General features: G+C 65.4%; 16 protein-coding genes, 1 tRNA gene and 1 pseudogene. 7 read left to right on the plus strand and 11 right to left on the minus strand.

The window, feature by feature from the left end:
- The first annotated feature begins 257 nt into the window (after positions 1-257).
- Both C6W92_RS16355 and C6W92_RS16360 read left to right on the plus strand, forming a co-directional pair.
- Entirely contained in the window at positions 258-1,241 is a 984-nt protein-coding gene (locus C6W92_RS16355; protein WP_129435078.1) for a glycosyltransferase family 2 protein, read from the plus strand.
- Positions 1,242-1,368: 127 nt separating this feature from the next.
- Positions 1,369-2,877, plus strand: a complete 1,509-nt coding sequence (locus tag C6W92_RS16360) for a DEAD/DEAH box helicase (protein ID WP_129435080.1) — start codon at positions 1,369-1,371, stop codon at positions 2,875-2,877.
- Between the two features lie 285 nt (positions 2,878-3,162).
- On the opposite strand, the gene C6W92_RS16365 is transcribed toward C6W92_RS16360, so the two are convergent.
- Positions 3,163-4,446 carry an ATP-binding protein gene (locus tag C6W92_RS16365; RefSeq protein ID WP_129435082.1) on the minus strand — a complete coding sequence of 428 codons (1,284 nt, stop codon included), beginning with the start codon at positions 4,444-4,446 and terminating at the stop codon, positions 3,163-3,165.
- A gap of 47 nt (positions 4,447-4,493) precedes the next feature.
- Between C6W92_RS16365 and C6W92_RS16370 the strand changes: the two genes are divergently transcribed.
- Both C6W92_RS16370 and C6W92_RS16375 read left to right on the plus strand, forming a co-directional pair.
- A complete protein-coding gene (locus tag C6W92_RS16370) occupies positions 4,494-5,432 on the plus strand; it encodes an MBL fold metallo-hydrolase (protein WP_129435084.1) in 939 nt (312 codons plus the stop codon).
- Positions 5,433-5,490: 58 nt separating this feature from the next.
- Positions 5,491-5,565 (plus strand) — tRNA-Asn (locus C6W92_RS16375).
- Positions 5,566-5,722: 157 nt separating this feature from the next.
- On the opposite strand, the gene C6W92_RS16380 is transcribed toward C6W92_RS16375, so the two are convergent.
- The 5 genes and pseudogenes from C6W92_RS16380 to C6W92_RS16400 all read right to left on the minus strand — a co-directional run bounded on the left by C6W92_RS16380 (position 5,723) and on the right by C6W92_RS16400 (position 11,213).
- Positions 5,723-6,940, minus strand: coding sequence for an HlyD family efflux transporter periplasmic adaptor subunit (locus C6W92_RS16380; protein ID WP_241691194.1), 1,218 nt, complete (start codon positions 6,938-6,940; stop codon positions 5,723-5,725).
- Between the two features lie 9 nt (positions 6,941-6,949).
- Complete coding sequence (locus C6W92_RS16385; RefSeq protein ID WP_129435089.1) at positions 6,950-9,313, minus strand: FtsX-like permease family protein; 2,364 nt, start codon at positions 9,311-9,313, stop codon at positions 6,950-6,952.
- Positions 9,314-9,323: 10 nt separating this feature from the next.
- Positions 9,324-10,028, minus strand: coding sequence for an ABC transporter ATP-binding protein (locus tag C6W92_RS16390; RefSeq protein WP_129435091.1), 705 nt, complete (start codon positions 10,026-10,028; stop codon positions 9,324-9,326).
- A 272-nt stretch (positions 10,029-10,300) separates the two neighbouring features.
- A pseudogene (locus C6W92_RS16395) lies at positions 10,301-10,644 on the minus strand (transposase); the annotation flags it as partial.
- Between the two features lie 344 nt (positions 10,645-10,988).
- Complete coding sequence (locus C6W92_RS16400; RefSeq protein ID WP_129435093.1) at positions 10,989-11,213, minus strand: hypothetical protein; 225 nt, start codon at positions 11,211-11,213, stop codon at positions 10,989-10,991.
- A 397-nt stretch (positions 11,214-11,610) separates the two neighbouring features.
- Between C6W92_RS16400 and C6W92_RS16405 the strand changes: the two genes are divergently transcribed.
- Complete coding sequence (locus tag C6W92_RS16405; RefSeq protein ID WP_129435095.1) at positions 11,611-12,117, plus strand: Lrp/AsnC family transcriptional regulator; 507 nt, start codon at positions 11,611-11,613, stop codon at positions 12,115-12,117.
- A 189-nt stretch (positions 12,118-12,306) separates the two neighbouring features.
- Positions 12,307-13,464 (plus strand): glycine cleavage T C-terminal barrel domain-containing protein, encoded by a 1,158-nt coding sequence (locus tag C6W92_RS16410; RefSeq protein ID WP_129435097.1) that lies wholly within the window; start codon positions 12,307-12,309, stop codon positions 13,462-13,464.
- 380 nt (positions 13,465-13,844) lie between these two features.
- Here the strand turns inward: C6W92_RS16410 and C6W92_RS16415 are convergent, their stop codons facing one another.
- The 5 genes from C6W92_RS16415 to C6W92_RS16435 are packed head-to-tail and all read right to left on the minus strand — an operon-like array spanning position 13,845 to position 17,364.
- On the minus strand, positions 13,845-14,732 hold the full coding sequence (locus C6W92_RS16415; RefSeq protein WP_129435099.1) for an MBL fold metallo-hydrolase: 888 nt from the start codon (positions 14,730-14,732) through the stop codon (positions 13,845-13,847).
- A gap of 25 nt (positions 14,733-14,757) precedes the next feature.
- Entirely contained in the window at positions 14,758-15,147 is a 390-nt protein-coding gene (locus C6W92_RS16420; RefSeq protein ID WP_129435101.1) for a rhodanese-like domain-containing protein, read from the minus strand.
- Between the two features lie 39 nt (positions 15,148-15,186).
- On the minus strand, positions 15,187-15,651 hold the full coding sequence (locus C6W92_RS16425) for a CoA-binding protein (protein WP_129435103.1): 465 nt from the start codon (positions 15,649-15,651) through the stop codon (positions 15,187-15,189).
- A 1-nt stretch (position 15,652) separates the two neighbouring features.
- Positions 15,653-16,018 carry a 2Fe-2S iron-sulfur cluster-binding protein gene (locus tag C6W92_RS16430; protein WP_104018621.1) on the minus strand — a complete coding sequence of 122 codons (366 nt, stop codon included), beginning with the start codon at positions 16,016-16,018 and terminating at the stop codon, positions 15,653-15,655.
- Positions 16,015-17,364, minus strand: a complete 1,350-nt coding sequence (locus C6W92_RS16435) for a selenium-binding family protein (RefSeq protein ID WP_129435105.1) — start codon at positions 17,362-17,364, stop codon at positions 16,015-16,017. Before C6W92_RS16435 ends, C6W92_RS16430 begins: the two co-directional genes overlap by 4 nt.
- An 80-nt stretch (positions 17,365-17,444) precedes the next feature.
- Here C6W92_RS16435 and C6W92_RS16440 point away from each other — a divergent pair, with 80 nt between their 5' ends.
- Positions 17,445-18,188, plus strand: a complete 744-nt coding sequence (locus C6W92_RS16440; RefSeq protein ID WP_129435107.1) for an IclR family transcriptional regulator — start codon at positions 17,445-17,447, stop codon at positions 18,186-18,188.
- Positions 18,189-18,338 lie beyond the last annotated feature (150 nt).

Consider the following 18,338-nt stretch of genomic DNA (forward strand, 5'->3'; position numbering starts at 1 on the left):
GCGCAAACCCGGCTACGCTCTGCGATTTATGGTGCAAGATACCTCTTCTATTTCCGCCACTTGCAGCGTTGCAATAGCGCCCGCCCGATGGGGCGGTCGGGCGCTCGCGCGGCGGCGCGTAAACGCGCCTCTATTCCGCGCGGGGTGAGGCAGGCGAATGGCAGCAAGAGGCCATTCCCGTCTAAACCCCACTGACCCTGACCTTCCCCCACACCTGCCCCCTTGCCCCCGCCGCGCGGCCCGCGCATCCTTGGCTCATGAGCAGTCTTCCCACATGGGGCGTGGTGGCCACGATCAAGGCCCCGGCCCGCGACATCCTGAATTTCGCCGCCCATCACCTCGACCTGGGCGCGCACCGGGTGCATATCTATCTCGACGCCCCCAACCCGCAGGCCGAGGCGGCGCTGCGCGGCCATCCCAAGTGCCGGGTGATCGTGTGCGATGACGGCTATTGGCGCAGGCGGCGCAAGCGCGCGGGGCGCCCCGACGCGCATCAGCCGCGCCAGAGCATCAACGCCACGCATTGCCTGCGCCGCCGCCCGCAGGTCGACTGGCTCGCGCATATCGACGTGGACGAGTTTCTCTGGCCGGCCACCCCCCTGCCCGAGCAGTTGGCCGCGCAGCCCGATGACACGCTCAGCGCGCGGGTCCGCCCGGTCGAGGCGCTCGCCCCCGACCCGGACGATCCGCCACCCGAGGGTGTAACCTGGTTCAAGTCCTGCGCGCGGCTGCCCGGGCAGCGGCGCGAGGAGACGGAGGCGATCTATCCCGGCTTCGGCGCCCACCTCAACGGCGGGTTCCTGAGCCACGTCGCGGGCAAGGTGTTCGTGCGCACCGGCGATCCCGAGGTCAGCTTTCGCATCCACAACGTCTTTCGCTCCGGCGAGATGGATGTCAGCCCGCCGGAATTGCAGGGCACAAGGCTGTGCCACCTGCACGCCACCGGGTGGGAGCACTGGCGCGAAACCTATGCCTACCGGCTGGCCCACGGGTCCTATCGCGAGGGGCTAAAGCCCGCCGCGCCGGACGGCACCGGGCTCAACATGAATGCGCTCTTTCGCCGGATCGAGGCGGAGGGCGGCGCGGCGGCGCTGCGACGGTTCTGGCAGGAGGTCTGCGTCGCCACGCCGGGGCTGCGCGGGCGCCTCGATGCGCATGGCCACCTGCACGCCATTACCCTCGATCCTGATGCCGCGCGCGCGCGGCACTTTCCCGACGCGCGCCTAGACCGCCCGCATTGACCGCCCCCGGCAGTTGATGTAAGCGGGCAGCGATGGGGGGCTCGCGAGGGCCTGGCGCGCAATGGGTGCGCGCATCCCGATGACAGACGTGCGGGCCGGGTTCAGCGTCCGCTTAAAGCGGATACACATGACCACATTCAGCGAACTCAACCTCAATCCCAAGGTACTCAAGGCCGTCGAAGAGGCCGGATACGAAACCCCCACCCCGATCCAGGCCGATGCCATCCCCTCCGCGCTCGAAGGGCGCGACGTGCTGGGCATCGCGCAGACCGGCACCGGCAAGACCGCCGGGTTCACCCTGCCGATGCTGTCGCTTCTGGCACGGGGACGCGCGCGGGCGCGGATGCCGCGCAGCCTGGTGCTGTGCCCCACCCGTGAATTGGCCGCGCAGGTGGCCGAGAATTTCGACACCTATTCCAAGTATCTCAAGCTGACCAAAGCGCTGCTGATCGGCGGGGTGAGCTTCAAGGAACAGGACAAGCTGATCGACAAGGGCGTCGATGTGCTGATCGCCACGCCGGGCCGCCTGCTCGACCATTTCGAGCGCGGCAAGCTGTTGCTGACCGGCGTGCAGATCATGGTCGTGGACGAGGCCGACCGGATGCTCGACATGGGCTTCATCCCCGATATCGAGCGCATCTTCAGCCTCACGCCCTTTACCCGGCAGACGCTGTTCTTCTCGGCCACGATGGCGCCCGAGATCGAGCGCATCACCAACACCTTTCTCCAGAACCCGGTGCGGGTCGAGGTGGCGCGGCAGGCCACCGCGTCGGAAACCATCGACCAGCACGTGGTAATGGTGAAACCTTCGCGCCGCGACCGCGCGGATGCCGAGAAGCGCGCCGCCCTGCGCGCGCTGATCGACGGCGAGGGCGAGGCCTGCACCAACGCGATCGTGTTCTGCAATCGCAAGATCGACGTGGATGCCGTCGCCAAGTCGCTGAAGAAGCACGGCTATGACGCGGCCCCGATCCACGGCGACCTCGAACAGAGCCAGCGCACGCGCACGCTCGACGCGTTCCGCGCGGGCGAGCTGAAGCTGCTGGTGGCCTCGGATGTGGCCGCGCGCGGGCTCGATGTCCCGGCGGTCAGCCACGTGTTCAATTTCGACGTACCCGGCCATGCCGAGGATTACGTCCACCGCATCGGACGCACCGGGCGCGCGGGCCGTTCCGGCAAGGCGCTCACCATCTGCAACCCGCGCGACGAGAAGGCCCTCGCGGCGGTCGAGGCGCTCTTGCAAAAGGACATCCCCCGGCTCGACGATCCGACCGGAGCCCGCCCCGCGGCCGACGAGGACGCGACCGCGCAGGACGACAATGGCAACGGGGACGCGCCGAAATCCGAACGCCCGTCCCGGTCGAGCCGCAGCCGGGGTGGCCGCGGCCGGAGCGTCAGCCGCAAGAAAGCCGAAGCGCCCGAAGCACCCGAAGCACCCGAAGCGGCCCCCGAGGAGGCCAGGACCGAGAGCGCGCCCGAGAAGGATGCACCCAAGCCGCGCGAGGAGAAGCGAGCCGCAGAGCCCAGGCAACGCGGCAGGCGCGGCGACGACAATGGCGGCGGCAAGGTCGTCGGCATGGGCGATCATCTCCCCGGCTTCATCGCGCTGAGCTTCGACGAGCGGCGCACCGGCTAAGGTCGGCGCGTTCGCGCAAGTGGGCGTGGGGCTTTTGTCCTTGAGCGGACTTCCAAGCGAGCCGCGCATCGCCGGGCCGCGGTGCGGCGAACCGACGTAAGTGTTGCAGCACTTTATTTCAGCCAAATCCGAAAAAGACCTGAGCGCAGAGCAGGTTGCAGCCAAATCGCCGTGCCGGGGGGCGGCCCGGCGATGCGCGGCGCCCTTCGGGCTTGATTCCGCGCAAGGACATCAACCCAACGATCCCTCCAGGCCAGAACCCCCGCCCCCTCTCCGCTACCGCCGCTACCGCGCGATCACGATATCGGCGCACAGCCCGCCAAGCCGCGCGCTTTCGCCCAGCCGCAGCGCGCCGCCGTGGGCGCGCGCCACATCCACCACGATCGACAACCCCAACCCGACGCCGGTGCCGCGGTTCTGGTTGCGGGCGGGTTCCAGCCGGGCAAAGGGGCGCAGCGCCTCGTCGCGGCTCTCGGGCGGGATGCCCGGCCCGTCATCCTCGACCCGGATGCGCAAGCTGCGCTCCGACAGCGTCACCGAGACCTCGGCGCAGGTGCCATAGCGCACGGCATTGCTGATGAGGTTTTCCACCGCGCGCCTGACCCCGTCGGCGCGCAGCGGCACCTCCCCCGTGCCCTCGGTTTCGACCAGCGTCACCGCCACCTGCGCGCGCCGCATGTCATCGACGATCCGGCGCACGAGCGCGACCGGATCGACCGGCTCGGCCTCGCCCTCCTGCGCACCACGGGCAAAATCAAGGAATCCGTCGAGCAGCCGCTGCATGTCATCAACATCGCGCAGCATCGGCGCGGCCTCCTCCTCGCCCAGCATGGCGAGACCCAATCGCAGCCGCGTGAGCGGCGTGCGCAGGTCGTGGCTCACCCCCGAGAGCATCAGCGTGCGTTGCTCGATCTGCCGTTCGATACGGGCACGCATGTCGACGAACGCCCGCCCCGCCGCGCGCACCTCGGTTGCGCCCGCAGGACGGTAGGGCACATGCCGCCCCCGCCCGAACGCATCAGCCGCCTCTGCCAGCCGGGTGATCGGGCGCAGCTGGTTGCGCAGGTAGAGAAACGAAATCACCGTCATCAGCGCCCCGAACACAACCATGTTGACCAGCAGCTGATGCGGCTGGCTCGCCGAGACATGGCGGCGGTCGAAGACAAACCGCAAGAGCCCGCCGCTGCCCCGGAAATAGAGCTCGACCACGTCGTCATCGGCGAGCGCAACGCGCAGCAGGTCGGGAAAGGCGGCGTGCAGCTCGCGCGCCACCACGATGCCCGAGAAATCATACCACAACCGCGTGTCCTGCGCGGGCATCGCCGCCTCGGGCACCGGCTGGACCGAGATATCGAGCATCTCGGCCACCTCCGGGTCATCGGTGCCCAGAACCAGCCGGATCTCGCGTATCATGGTGTTGGTCATCTGCTCGGTGACGCCCTCGAAATGGCGCTGGATGAACACCACCGAGACAACCAGCAGGAGCGTGACCACCGGCAAGAGCAGGATCAGCGTGGCGCGTCCGTAGAGGCCGCGGGGCAGATAGGGTTTGAGCCAGCGAAACGACATGGCTAAACCTACGCCCGAGCGCGCCGGGAAGAAAGAGCGAGACCGCGATGACCGACACAACCCAGCCCGACACGCCCCCGCCAGTGGGTGAGGCGCGTGATATGGGCGGTGGCGTCCGCGCGATCCTTGCGCCGAACCCGTCGCCGATGACACATTGGGGCACCAACACCTACCTGCTGGGACAGCGGCGGCTGGCGGTGATCGACCCCGGCCCCGACGACCCCGCCCATCTCGCGGCGATTCTCGGCGCGCTCGGTCCCGGACAGAGCGTCAGCCACATCTTCGTGACCCACGCCCATCTCGACCATTCGCCGCTGGCCCGTCGCCTCGCAGCGGAGACCGGCGCGCCGATGCTGGCCTATGGCGGGGCCGAAGCGGGGCGCAGCGCCGTGATGACGCAGCTGGCCGAGGCAGGCGGGATCGGCGGCGGCGAGGGGGTGGATGCGAGCTTCGCCCCCGATCACGCGCTCGCGGATGGCGAGGCGATTGCGGGCGACGGCTGGCGGATCACCGCGCACTGGACGCCGGGGCATTTCTGCAACCACATGTGCTTCGAGAGTGGCGGGACCATGTTCAGCGGCGACCTGGTGATGGGCTGGGCCAGCACGCTGATCTCGCCGCCCGATGGCGACCTGACGCAGTTCCACGCCTCCTGCGCGCGCCTCGCCGCCGCCTCCCCGACCCGCCTGCTGCCGGGTCACGGCGCGCCGGTGACGGAGCCTGCGACACGCGTCAGGTGGCTGGTCGCGCATCGCGACGCGCGCGAGGCCGCGATACTCGACAGCCTCGTCCACGGCCCCGCCGATGCCGCCGCGCTGGCGCGGCGCGTCTATACCGACACCCCCCCGGAGCTGATGCCGGCGGCGGCGCGCAACGTGCTCGCGCACCTTGTGGACCTGATGCAGAAATCCCGTGTCAGGGCCCTGTCGCCGCTGTCGCGCACGACCCGTTTCGCCCTGTCCGACGATGGCGGGCAAAGCGCATGATTTTTGTCACAAAGCCTCTGGACCTCTCCGAACCGGATTGCTATACGCGCCCACGTGTTCCGGCGTAGCTCAGCGGTAGAGCAGTTGACTGTTAATCAATTGGTCGTAGGTTCGATCCCTACCGCCGGAGCCAATTTATTATATAAAACAAGAGCTTGATAAAGATCCAAATCGGTCCTTTTGGGCTGGCCCCGCTCTTGTCACCGGATTTGTCACTAAATTCTGTATCTATAGAGAAGACTGGGCGAATCCCGCCCGGTCCTCTCCAATCTGTTTAGCAACTGTATCTGTCATGGAGTCGGCGCCGCCGTTCTCAGCCTGACCACGGGAATTCCATCTTCGATCCGCTCATTCGGGTGAAGCAACACCTCGTCGGAGACCGAAAGCCCATTCAGGATTTCGGCGGACAGATCGTTCATGCGGCCGATTTCTACCGGGCGTAACCGAGATGTGCCGTCTTCGGCAACGAAGACCGCCCACTTGCCGTCCTGCCGGAACAACGCGCTGAGCGGGATTTGCAGAACGTCGTCACTTTCCCATTCGACCACCCGCAAGTAAACGGCAAAGCCGTGTCCGAGGGACGGGCGCTGCGTGACCGGAGAGATCAGGTCAAACACCACGTCGACGCGCTGTTCATCGATGCCGAGGGCCGACACCTTGGTGTAGCCGGACGGCTCGATTCTGGACACCCGCGCCTCCAGCACATCGGCGCCGCCCCATCGCTCGACGATGGCGCGGTCCCCGATCTCGAGGCGCACGGCGTCGGTCGAGAGTACATCGGCGACGATCTCGAGATCATCCGGCGCACCGATGGACAAAAGCCGCGTGCCCGCCGCAACCGGGCGTTCGCTGATGACCTCGATATCCAGCACGCGACCATCGACCGGGGCGGTGATCCGCAGGCAGCACTCGGCTTGCGCGCCGGGATCGGTGCCCGGCTCGATGAGTGTAGCGCGGGCACGGTCCAGCACGCTTTTCGCCCGTTCGAGATTGGAGATGGCCGCCTCCTGCGCTGCCTGGCTCATCCCGAGCGTCTGCTCGGCGGTCTCGAGCCGGGTCAGCGTGGCGACCCCGCGCTCGACCAGCTCTTTCGCGCGGCGGTATTCGCTTTGCGCGAGATCGAGCTCTTCGCGGGCCTGGCGCAGGGTGCTGCGCGCCATGTTGAGCCCCGCCTCGGCTTCGCGCGCGGTGGCCTCAGCCTGAACCCGGCTGCGCGGGTCGAGCGGGTCCGAGGCGGCAGGGTCGATCATGGCGATCACGGTTTCGCCCGCCGTCACGGCATCGCCCACCCGGACAGGCGAGCGGCGCACCACACCGCGGATCGGGGCCGCGACCTCGTAGATCTCGGCGATCCGGGTTTCGCCCTCGACATCGACGGTGACCTGCATGGGCGCGCGCTGGACGGGGGCGATATCCACCGGCACAGGCTCGGTCCGGAAGGCGACGATGCCCAGCATTCCAGCCGTCAGGACACCAAAGGCAGTGAGCATGATCGTTCTGGTTTTCATGGACATTCCCTACTCACGTGTTTTCATCACTTGCACCAGATCGAGTCGGTCCAGACGCCGCCGCACCACCAGCGACGAGACCAGCGCGGCCGCCAGCACCACGAGGCTCGCGAGTGCAAAGCCCGCCGGTTTCAGGACCAGCGGTATCTGGTAGAGATCGCTGGCCGAACCATCTGCCAGCGCCTTTGCGATCCTGGCCCCCAAAAGCCAGCCAAGCGGCTGCGCCAGCAACGCGAGTATCATCGTCTCGCCCACGAGGATGAACGATACCTCGCCGCGCGAAAACCCCAGGATGCGCAGGCTGGCCAGTTCGCGTGCGCGTTCAGAGAGCTGGATGCGCGCGCCGTTATAGGCCACGCCCACGGTAATCAGCACCGCGACCGTCAGGTAGATCGTGGTCATGATGTCGACATTCTGGCGGATCGTTGCCTCGAATGAGCGCTGCATCCTGGTCATGTCGATCAAGCCGCTGAGTTCGGGCGTGTCCTTGAGCACCCGGTGCAGGTCCGGCAGCGCCTGCGCATCGACCTTGAGATTGGCGACCGATATTCGCGGGGCCTGCCGCAGCAGGCGGCTGAGCGTGTCGAGGTCCATATAGGCGCCAAGGCCGATATACTGCGTCACCAGTCCGGCCACGGGAACAACGTGCGTTTCGTTGATCCGACCGAGGAATTCCACCTCGACCAGATCGCCGGGCCGCACGTTCAGTTGCCGCGCCAGCCGCTGGGACAGCATCAACCCCCGCTGCGGCGGATCGAGCGCGCGCCCATCCGAGGAGATGATCCGCGCCAGGTCGGCACCGGGACGACGGGCCTCGATGGCGACCTCCTTCTCGCGGTGCCCGCTACGCAGCACGGCAGACTGGAATTGCTGTCCCTCAGCGCGCATCACACCGGGCAGACGCATCACCTCGGCCAGCGCGGTTTCGGGGATATCTGGATCGAACATCAGGATGGCATCCTGCCGGTTGGACCGGTCGAAGGTGGTCGAGACCAATTCGTCGAGCGCCGCCGGGAAAAAGCTCGTGGCGACCAGCACCGCGACCGCGAGCGCCAACCCCAGCGAGGTCAGAGCTGAGCGGAGCGGCCAGCGCAGCAGGCTGCGCAGGATCATCACCACAGGCTGCGACAGGTGTAACGCCGCCATCGCCCGGTCGAGCCATGTGCGCTTGAACCTCGGTGGCGCGGGCGGGGCCATCGCCACTGCGGGCGGCAACCGTGCGGCGCGCAAGGCGCTGCGTCCCGCGCCCATCGCCGCGCTGGCAATGGCCAGAACGCCCGACAGCGCATAGGCGCCCAGGTCGAGATTGTAGATCAGGTAGGGAAAGTCGAAGAATTGTGCGTAGAGCCGCGCCAGTGCCCGGGCGAGCCATGTGCCCGCGCCCCAGCCGATCAGCGTGCCAGCCATCGCGATCAGTACGGCCAGCAGCAGGTAGTGCACGCAAATCTCGACATCGGAATAGCCGATCGCCTTCAACAGCCCGATCTCGCTGCGCTCTAGCGCAATGATGCGGCTCATCACCATGGCGACCAGAAAGGCCGAGATCGCGTAGAAGATTGGCGGCAGGATCAGCGCGCTGGTCTTGAGCTGCTCCAGTTCTGCCTCGATGAAGCTGTTGGAGACTTGAAGATCGCGGCCATAGGCGCCCAGCCCGCCGTAGGTATCGAGCAGATCGTCGAGGCGGTCGATCACGTCTTCCGTGTTTGTTCCGCGGTTCAACTTGAGCGTCACGTTGTTGAAAGCCCCGTCCATGTCAAAGGCCGCAGCGACAGCGGTTTCGGGCATCCAGAGCACGCCATAGGTTTCATTGTCGGGCATCAGGGCGCCGGGGCCGATCGTATAGATGAACTCCGGCGACAGGAGAGTGCCGGTAAGGGTCAGCTCGCGCCGGTGGCCGTTAAGATTGACGTGAAAGGTGTCGCCCGGTTGCAAGTGGCTGGCCCTGGCAAAAGGGGCGTTCACCGCCACTTCGTTCGCCGCATCGGGCGACGGCAGCCGCCCGGTTTGCAGAACCGGCAGGTTCAGGCGCGGGGTTCCGGTGGCGGGCAGAGAGAGAATGCGTGCGGTGACGGTTTCCTGTTGTCCCGGCACGTCCAGCACCGCGAATTGCGATATGCGGGCATCGGCTGCGCGCACGCCCTGGATCTGTTGGATTTCCTGCATCAACCAGCGCGGAGCGCGGCTGGCCTCGGCAAAGACATCGGCAAACCGGTTGCGCTCGTAATAGGCGTTGCGCGTGTCCTCCAGCGACATGAACGTGCCGAATGTCGTCAGCAGGATCGCCACGCCGCATGCCAGAACCAACGCGATGGCCAGTGCCTGCGCCCAGAGGCGTCGGAAATCGCGGATGAGCTTGCGGTCGAGCGCGGTCATCGCCCCGCCCTCACCAGCTTATCTCGGAGGGCGCGAGGCGGATGGCGTTTTCCTCAACCCGGTCGATCCGCCCGTCGCGGAAATACACCACACGGTGGGCCATCCGGCGGATCGCTGCGTTGTGGGTGATGACCGCCGTGCTGGTGCCCAGCCTTTCGTTCACGTCGCGCAGCACCTCCAGCACCTGAACGCCGGTCTTGCTGTCGAGCGCGCCGGTCGGCTCGTCGCACAACAGCACCTCGGGCCGCTTGGCGATGGCCCGCGCGATGGCCACGCGCTGCTGCTCGCCGCCGGACATCTCGGCCGGAAAATGGTCCATCCGATGCTCAAGTCCGACCTGCGCCAGCGCCTCTTCGGCGGGCATCGGGTTGGGCGCGACATCGGTGACCAGTTGCACGTTTTCACGCGCCGTCAGGCTGGCCACAAGGTTGTAGAACTGAAAAACGAACCCGACATGATCTCGCCGATAGAGGGTCAAATCCCGGTCCTTGAGCGAGGACAGCTCCAAGTCGCGAAACCAGACCTTGCCCGAGGTCGCATGATCAAGCCCGCCGAGGATATTGAGCAGCGTGGACTTGCCGCTGCCGGACGGCCCGAGCAGCACCGCCAGCTCGCCGGAGTAAAGCTCGAGGTTGACGCCATCCAGCGCCCGGACCTGCAATTCGCCGGTGTCGTAAACCTTTGTCAGGTCTTGCGTTCGGAATACTGCGTTCATCGTGCCCGCTTTTCCGGCCCCAGTCTATGGCGCCCGTGGGTCAGGGACATGATACCCATCAACCGACATGCCCCAAGTGGCCTGCCGTTGGATGAAAAAATGGCCGGACGAGGCCGTGCGGTCAAGCGTTACTTCGCTCCGGACCGCGCAGACGTCCGGTTGTGGGTGTTTCAGGCCAAGCAGCGGGGTCGTCCTCGGCCTTTTGAAGTGTTTTTCAGCGCGCCGGACATACTTGTCGAGCCGGTTTCGTGGAGTTTGGGACAGGATCGCGGTCACGCGCATGACGGTGGCGCTCGCAGTCGGTGGATGGCGGCAAGGATGGCGCGCGCCATCGGGCCGGTGACGGCCACTTCGGCCAGTTGGAAGGTGATTGCGCGGGCATGGCGGAAGACGCGGGCTCCGATCTTGATCAGCTTGAGTTGCAGGCTGGTCAGCGGCCAGTCGGCCATTTCCTCGGGCAGCTCGATGCAGCGCAGGAAGGTGGCCAGGTTGTAGGCCAGCGCGTGCAGGTGCAGCCGACCTCGTTGTCGCGGAACCGCCTGCACGACAGCCGCGTCCAGTGGAAGGCGTGTTTGCCTTCCTTGATGTGCTGCTCAGCGGTGCCGAGCTGGTTATATAGCCGCAGCGCCGCCGCCACCAGAGCGGACAGCCCGAGCGCGTCATCCAGCTCGCGCATCACCAGCAGACCGCCGTCCGAACTGAGCTGTGTGCCTTTGAATTCCAGCCGATCACGAGGGTCGAAATCCACCCGAACCGAAGGGAATCCCGCAAGAGTCACGGACCTGGGCCGTTGGTATTAGGTCAATGCCAGATCAAGTCGTGTGCTTCACACCAGATGAGCGACAACCTTCTTGTCCGGCAGCGTGAACCAAGATGGTTCTCGCTCATCAGGGGGCCATTCTTGCAGGCCGATCCACGAGACAATTTGACTACCAAGGATAGCCATCATCTTGCGGCATGTCACTTCGCGTCCCCGAGCCTCACCACGTTGTTAGCCTGCGCCGCGTCCGGGTCTTGCCCGGCCACGATCCGCGATAGTCGGGCGTGCCATGCCTCCCATGCCGCTTGTCGCTCGGCGTCGAAACTGTGGTGATCGTAAACGGCGATGATCCCGCTCTTCACATGCCCGATGGTCATTTCGGCAATGTCGAGCCTTACACGGCACGCGGAAAGCCCGGTGCGCATCGTGCGGCGCAGATCGTGCGGGGTCCACCTCCCCCAAGGCTGCACTACCTTTGCCCGAGTGCGACGTGCTGGCGGTCCACCGCGCGGCACAAGGCGGCGTTTGTGATCGGGCTGCCCGGTCTGGCCTCGAATAGACAGCCGCTCCAAGGTTCATCCCTGCGCCGTGACAGGCGGTTAATCTCGGCCTTTGCATCCGCGATGATCTGCAAGGCGGCATCGGTCAGGTAGACGGTATGCGCGGCTACCCGGGGGGGCGCGGGCGTCCCTCCCGACGCGATCCGCCGAAAAGCGGTCGAAAATGGCCAGTAATCGCCTAGATTGACGGTTAGGATCGGTCGTGCAAGTGGGCGTGACGCGGCGACGATGCCGGCGACGACCCCCGAATGAAGGCGCATGGATGAAAAGAACGGGTCTCGACGCGATTGATATCCGCATCCTGGGTGCAGTGCAGCGGCACGGGCAACTCAGCAAGACGCGGCTCGCCGAGATCGTCAACCTGTCGCCCACGCCCTGCTGGGCGCGGCTCGACCGGCTAAAGGCGGCGGGGCTGATCCGGGGCTACCGGGCAGAAATCGCGCTGGAGCGGATCGTCGATTTCACGCGGGTGATCGTGACCGTCTCGCTGACGCATCACCGGCGGGCGGATTTCGACCGGTTCGAGGCTCATATCGCCAAGCTCGACGAGATCACCGACTGTGTCGCCACCGGCGGCGGCATGGATTACATCATGACCGTCTATGTCCGCAACGTGGCCGCGTTCGAGGCGCTGATGGCGGGGCTCCTGGATTCCGACCTCGGGATCGACCGTTACGTGACCTATTTTACCACCCGCTCGGTCAAGCATGCGCCCCCCGATCTCGCAACGCTCGCCCCCGCGGCCAAACCGTCCGCAGACATGTCCTGATTCGTCCGCCACCGGTCCTGCGCCCGCCGCGCAGGACCGTTTGGCCTGACCGGGGCCGGGAAAACAGCCTGCACGATCTTTGCACCGGGAATATTCAGACCACAGCGAAGATCACGCTGCGTTAGAAGGGCCGTTATCGAAACGCCGTGCGGCCCGGGTGGCCGCCGATGGACAAGGGAGGCGACTGACATGGCGCAATCGAACGATTTCGGCTTCGGCACGCAAATACGCAAGTCACCGTATTTCGACGCGACCGTACGATGGGGGGCGCAGGGCTTCTCGGTCTACAACCACATGTACATCCCCCGCGATTTCGGCGATCCCGAGCAGAATTTCTGGACCCTCGTGAACGACGCGATCCTGTGCGACGTGGCCGTGGAGCGGCAGGTGGAGATCACCGGGCCGGACGCCGCACGCTTCACGCAGATGCTGACGCCGCGCGATCTGTCGAACATGGCGGTGGGGCAGTGCAAATACGTGCTGATCACCAATGCCGAGGGCGGCATCCTCAACGATCCGATCTGCCTGCGGCTGGGCGAGAACCATTTCTGGCTGTCGCTCGCCGATAGCGACATCCTGCTCTGGGCGCAGGGCGTGGCGGTGCATTCGGGGATGGACGTGACGATCACCGAGCCGGACGTCTCGCCGCTGCAATTGCAGGGGCCCAAATCGGGCGAGATCATGCGTGCGCTCTTTGGCGACGAGATCATGGACCTGCGCTATTACTGGCTGCGCGAGGTCGATCTCGATGGCATTCCGCTGATCGTGTCGCGCACCGGCTGGTCGAGCGAGCTGGGCTACGAGATCTACCTGCGGGATGGCGATTGGGGCGACGCGCTCTGGGAGCGGATCATGACCGCCGGTCTGCCCTTCGGGCTCAAGCCCGGGCACACCTCGACCATCCGCCGGATCGAGGGCGGGATGCTCAGCTATCACGCCGACGCCGACATCCACACCAACCCCTATGAGCTGGGTCTCGATCGGCTGGTCAACGTGGACATGGACGCGGATTTCATCGGCAAGTTCGCCCTGCGGCGCATCCGCGACAACGGCCCCGCGCGCAAGCAGGTGGGCCTACGGCTGGGCGGCGCACCGCTTTCCGGGCCGAACACCTGGTTCTGGCCGGTGAGCCACGCGGGCGAGACGGTGGGCAAGGTCACCTCGGCGGTCTACTCGCCGCGGCTGAAGCAGAACATCGCGCTGGCAATGGTTTCGGCCGAGCATGCCGGGCTGGGCACTGTATTGGAGGTGCACACGCTGGCGGGACCGGTGGCGGCGACGGTCGTTGAAAAACCGTTCTTCGACCCGAGAAAGCAGATCGCGGCGGCGGGCGCGGCGATGGGCTGAGGCCGCGGGGCTGGTCACGGTCGGGGCATCGCGCTGTGTAACCGGCGACCTCGCATGGCTGTCTTGCGGACGGCGGCGCCGGTTGGCGGAAGCGTCGTGAGGGGTACGATTGGCCTGGAGCGGACATTGCAGTGAGCCGCGCCATCGCATGTCCGCGGGCAGGCGACCCAACGGTTTTTCAGGGCACTTTATTTCTGCTTTCCCGAAAAACATGCAATTGGTGCGCTAGCTTAGCCAAATCGCCTGTCCGGGGGGCGGACATGCGATGGCGCGGCGGCCTTCGGCCTTGATTCCGCGCCGGGGCCAGACGGCAATGTCCCCTCAAGGCCATCCCCCCACAGTCCCGATCCGCCACAACCCACAAGCCGGGCATAAAGCAGTCACTTCAGCGCGTTGATCGGCACCTTCAGCGTCCTGTTGCCCTGCCCGTCGCTAGGCATCTCGCCCGCGCGCATGTTGACCTGGATAGACGGGATAATCAGCTTGGGCATCGACAGTTGCGCGTCGCGCGCGGTGCGGAAGGCGATGAACTCCTCCCGCGTCTTGCCGCCGCCCACGTGGATATTGCTCTCACGCTCCTCTGCAATCGTGGTCTCCCACGCGATATCGCGCCCGCCGGGGCCGTAATCGTGGCAGATGAAGAGGCGCATGGTGTCGGGCAGGCTCAGTACCTTCTGGATGCTGTCATAGAGCGCGCCCGCATCGCCGCCGGGAAAATCCGCCCGCGCCGAGCCGCCATCGGGCATGAAGAGCGTGTCGCCAGCAAAGGCCGCGTTGCCGATGACATGGACCATGCAGGCGGGCGTGTGGCCCGGCGTGGCGATGGCAAAGCCCTGCATGTCGCCAATGGTATAGGTGTCGCCATCCTCGAACAGCGCGTCGAACTGGCTGCCGTCGCGCTGAAACTCGGTGCCCTCGTTGAAAATCTTGCCGAACGTGTCCTGCACCGCGATGATCCCGACCCCGACGCCGATCTTGCCGCCCAATTTCTCCTGGATATAGGGGGCCGCCGACAGGTGATCGGCATGGACATGGGTCTCGATGATCCATTCAAGGGTGAGGCCACGGTCCTCCACCGCCGCGATCAGGCGGTCGGCGCTCTCGCTGGCGATACGCCCCGCCGCGTAGTCGAGATCGAGCACGCTGTCGATGATCGCGCACGCCTTTGTGGCCGGGTCCGTCACGAGGTAGGAAATTGTGTTGCTCGCATCATCGAAGAATCCCTCGACCTGCGGTTCCACGTTCATGTTCACCGGGTAGTCCGTCATCATCCCCTCCCCATTCAGGTCAGTGTCATTCGATCGGGCCGTCCGCCTTTTTCCACGCCGCGATCCCGCCGCGCAGGTTGACCACGGGCCTGAGCCCCATCTCCATCGCGACCTGGCCTGCGAGCGCCGAGCGCCCGCCGCTGGCGCAGTAGAACACATAGGTCTTGTCCTGATTGAATTCAGGCTTGTGCGCGGGGCTTTCGGGGTCGATGTGAAACTCCATCATCCCCCGCGACGAGGCGACGGCCCCCGGGATCATCCCGGTTTTCGCCTGCTCGGTGCCGTCGCGCAGATCGACGAACACATGGGTCTCGCTACCTACCAACGGCAGCGCCTCCTCGACGCTTATCTCGGGCACGGCCTCCATCGCCTGTTTCACGATGTCCTTGGCGCTCTTGGTGATGGTCTGCGGCATGGTCGAATTCCTTTCCCGGACGGTATCAGATCGCCCGATTCAGATCGTGAGATCGAGGCGGGGCTTCCAGAACGGGCGGAACAGCTCGATCTTGGGGCAGCGGTTCATCACCACTTTCAGGCCGGCCTCTTCGGCCATCGCCGCGGCGCGGTCGTCGTAGACGCCGATCTGCCCCCAGAGAACTTTTGCGCCGATGGCAATCGCCTGTTCGGCGATGCCATGAAACTCCTCTTTCGGCCGGAACACCTCGACCATGTCCACGGGCCGACCGATGCTGGCCAGCGAGGGGTAGACCTTTATACCGCGTATCTCGGTCACGTTGGGGTTGGGGTTGACCGGGATCATATCATATCCGGTCTCGTGCAGCACGCGCAGCACCCCGTAGCTGAACTTGGTCTTATCGGCACTCGCCCCCACCATCGCGATGGTCTTTACCGATTTCAAGATGTCGGAGAGATACTCCTGATCGTAGTCGTAGCGGTCATCAAGCGCGGTTACTGGCATGTCAACGCTCCTTGGGTGTGGCTATGTCCGCCTTGAGCTCGTGCGGCTCCAGCGGGTCGAGGAAGGGGTTGCGGTAGAGCCGGTCGTGGCTCTCGACGCCGATCTCCAGGGTGATGTCGGTGACGGCGCGCGCCACGCAGAGGATGACATAGCCATTGGCGACCTGCCGGTTGTTGAGCGCGACCTGCCGCCGCTGATCCACCTCGCCCGCCGTGAGCCGGGCCGCGCAGGTGATGCAGCCGCCGTATTTGCAGCCATAGGGCAGATCGACGCCCTGCTCGCGCAAGGCATCGAGCAGCGGACGGCGCGCCTCTACCTGGTAGGTGGCATTGCCGCGATTGGCGATGGTGACGGTGCGCGTCGTCATAGCCAGATGTCGCTCGTGCAGTCGCCGCCCGGATAGCGCGCCTCGTGGCAGCGGGATGGGCCGTTGGGCTCCTTGCCGAAATCGACGATGAAATCGGGGTTGAGCGTCATGCCGCCGTTCTCGGGGTCGCAGTCGATCATCACCATCACCCCGCCCTTCTCGCGGATCGCGGGGTAGAACTGATTGTCCCATGTAGAGAACAGCGAAGTCGTGACGTAGAGCCGCCGACCGTCCAGTGAGAGCTGGAACATCTGCGGCCCGCCCGCCATCTCGACGCCGTTGACCACCGGCGCACGACCCAGAAGGCCACCCATCCAGACCTGGCCGGTGAGCTTTGGATTGTGCGGGTCGGAAATGTCATACTGGCGCATGTCGCCGTGCAGCCAGTTGTTGATGTAGAGATAGCGATCATCCATCGACACCAAGAGCGCCGACATCACGCCCGGCACCGGGATGGGCCAATCGGGGTGCGGCTCGTTGGCCACGTCGATGATCTTTTCCCATTGCCATTTGCCGGCCTCGTCCTTCCACCAGTGGATGACGTTGGTCGAAAGCGCGGCGCAGCAAAAGCCGTGGGTGCTGTCGGGATCGTGGTGAAACTTCACCTCCAGCGGGATGAGGCCATCCTCGCCCAGATACATGGACTGAATGGGCTCGCGCTTCTCGAAATCCCAGAAATGCAGCTCGCGCCCGTATTTAAGGTGCCCCACCTCTTCCAGGTCGAAGCCCGGCATGAAGGTGTTGGGCGCCGCCCATTCCGAGGACACCATGATGTTGTGGCGCGGCTGGTACCAGAAATCGTAGCCGAACTTGATGTCGCCCATCGAGTTTTCCCAGCGGCCGACGATCTCGAAATCCTTGTTGAGATGCAGGTATCCACCCGGCGCCTCGCCCTTGGCATCGCCCAGGAACGAGATGATGATTTCCGACCCCAGGCAATGCACCGTATGCGGGCCCGACAGGTCGGCCTTGGCCTTGATCTCGGCGCCGTCGATCACCTTGTGCAGGCGCGGCGCGCGCGGGTCGGTGGCGGTATCGACCACGTGGATGTTGTTGGACCGCACGCCGGGCAACAGCAGGTATTTGCGCGCCATGCTTGAATCGTCAAAGCAGGATGAACAGGCGTTCCAGCCCATGTGGTGCAGCTCATCCCCGATGCCCGGCATTTCCAGCCGGTGAATGACCTGAGAATAGGTCGGGCTTTCGGGATCGACATCCACGGTGGCGAGGTAGTCCGGCTTCTGGATGCCGGTGCCGGTGTAGATGGCGATCGTATAAAGCAGCTTTTCGCGCGGGGCCTTTATCGCCTCCGCGGGGCTGGCATAGCCCGGTCCGCAACATTCCATGAGAATCTCCCCCCTGTTCGCCTTGACTTCTCCTAGCAAATTTCAAATGGTGAGACAAACGTTCATTTTGTGAGACAGTTATGCATCTCGAAAGACTGACAAGCCTGCTGGAAACCGTGGCCATCGCGGGTCGGGCCGTGAGCGCCCCGGAAATACAGCAGGCGACGGGCCTGCCGCGCCCGACCTGTTACCGCCTACTGCAATCGCTGGCAGAGCATCGCCTGCTCGACGAGCCCGAGCCGGGGCGGTTCCTGATCGGCGAGCGGCTGGTGCGGCTGGCGCTATTGGGCCAGACGGATGTGGACGCGAGCGCCGCCGCTGCGCCAACGCTGCGCGAGGCCGCCGACCAGTTCGGCGAGGCGGTGTTCCTGTCGCGGTTTCGCAACAAGGGGGTCGAGATCATCCATGTCGAGACGCCGCAGGACGCTACGCGCTCTTTCGTCCATCCCGGCCTCGGCTTTCGCCCGATGCATGCCTGTTCGTGCTCCAAGGTGATCGCGGCCTTCGCCGAGGACGGGTTTCGCGAGGAAATCCTGAACGGCCCGATGCGCCGCTACACCCCGCAGACCAAGCACGACCCGGAGGCGCTGCGCGCCGAGTTCGAGGATATCCGGATGACCGGCTATGCCGAATGCGTGGAGGAGATCGAGGTGGGCGTCTCGTCGGTGGCCGCGCCGATCCGCATCGGCAATATCGGCGCCACGTTCAGCATCGGCGCGACGGGACCGGTGCGCCGCTTCACCGCGCGGCAGCGCGCCGAGATCGGTCGCAACCTGCGCGACTACGCCGACAAGGTGGCGCTTGCGCTTCAGATGCACGGGTAATGGCCTGAAGCTGCCGTCGATGTACGGAATCTTGAAAGAGACCTCAGCGAAACGCCTCGTTTGAGCGGTGAGGTGGGATTTGTTTCCCCCGGGATGGTTTTGGGCCGGTTGTTAGGCTTCGGTGGTGGCCTTGACTGGCAGGTGAGATTG

Source organism: Roseovarius sp. A46, assembly GCF_004126395.1.
Taxonomy (GTDB): domain Bacteria; phylum Pseudomonadota; class Alphaproteobacteria; order Rhodobacterales; family Rhodobacteraceae; genus Roseovarius; species Roseovarius nitratireducens.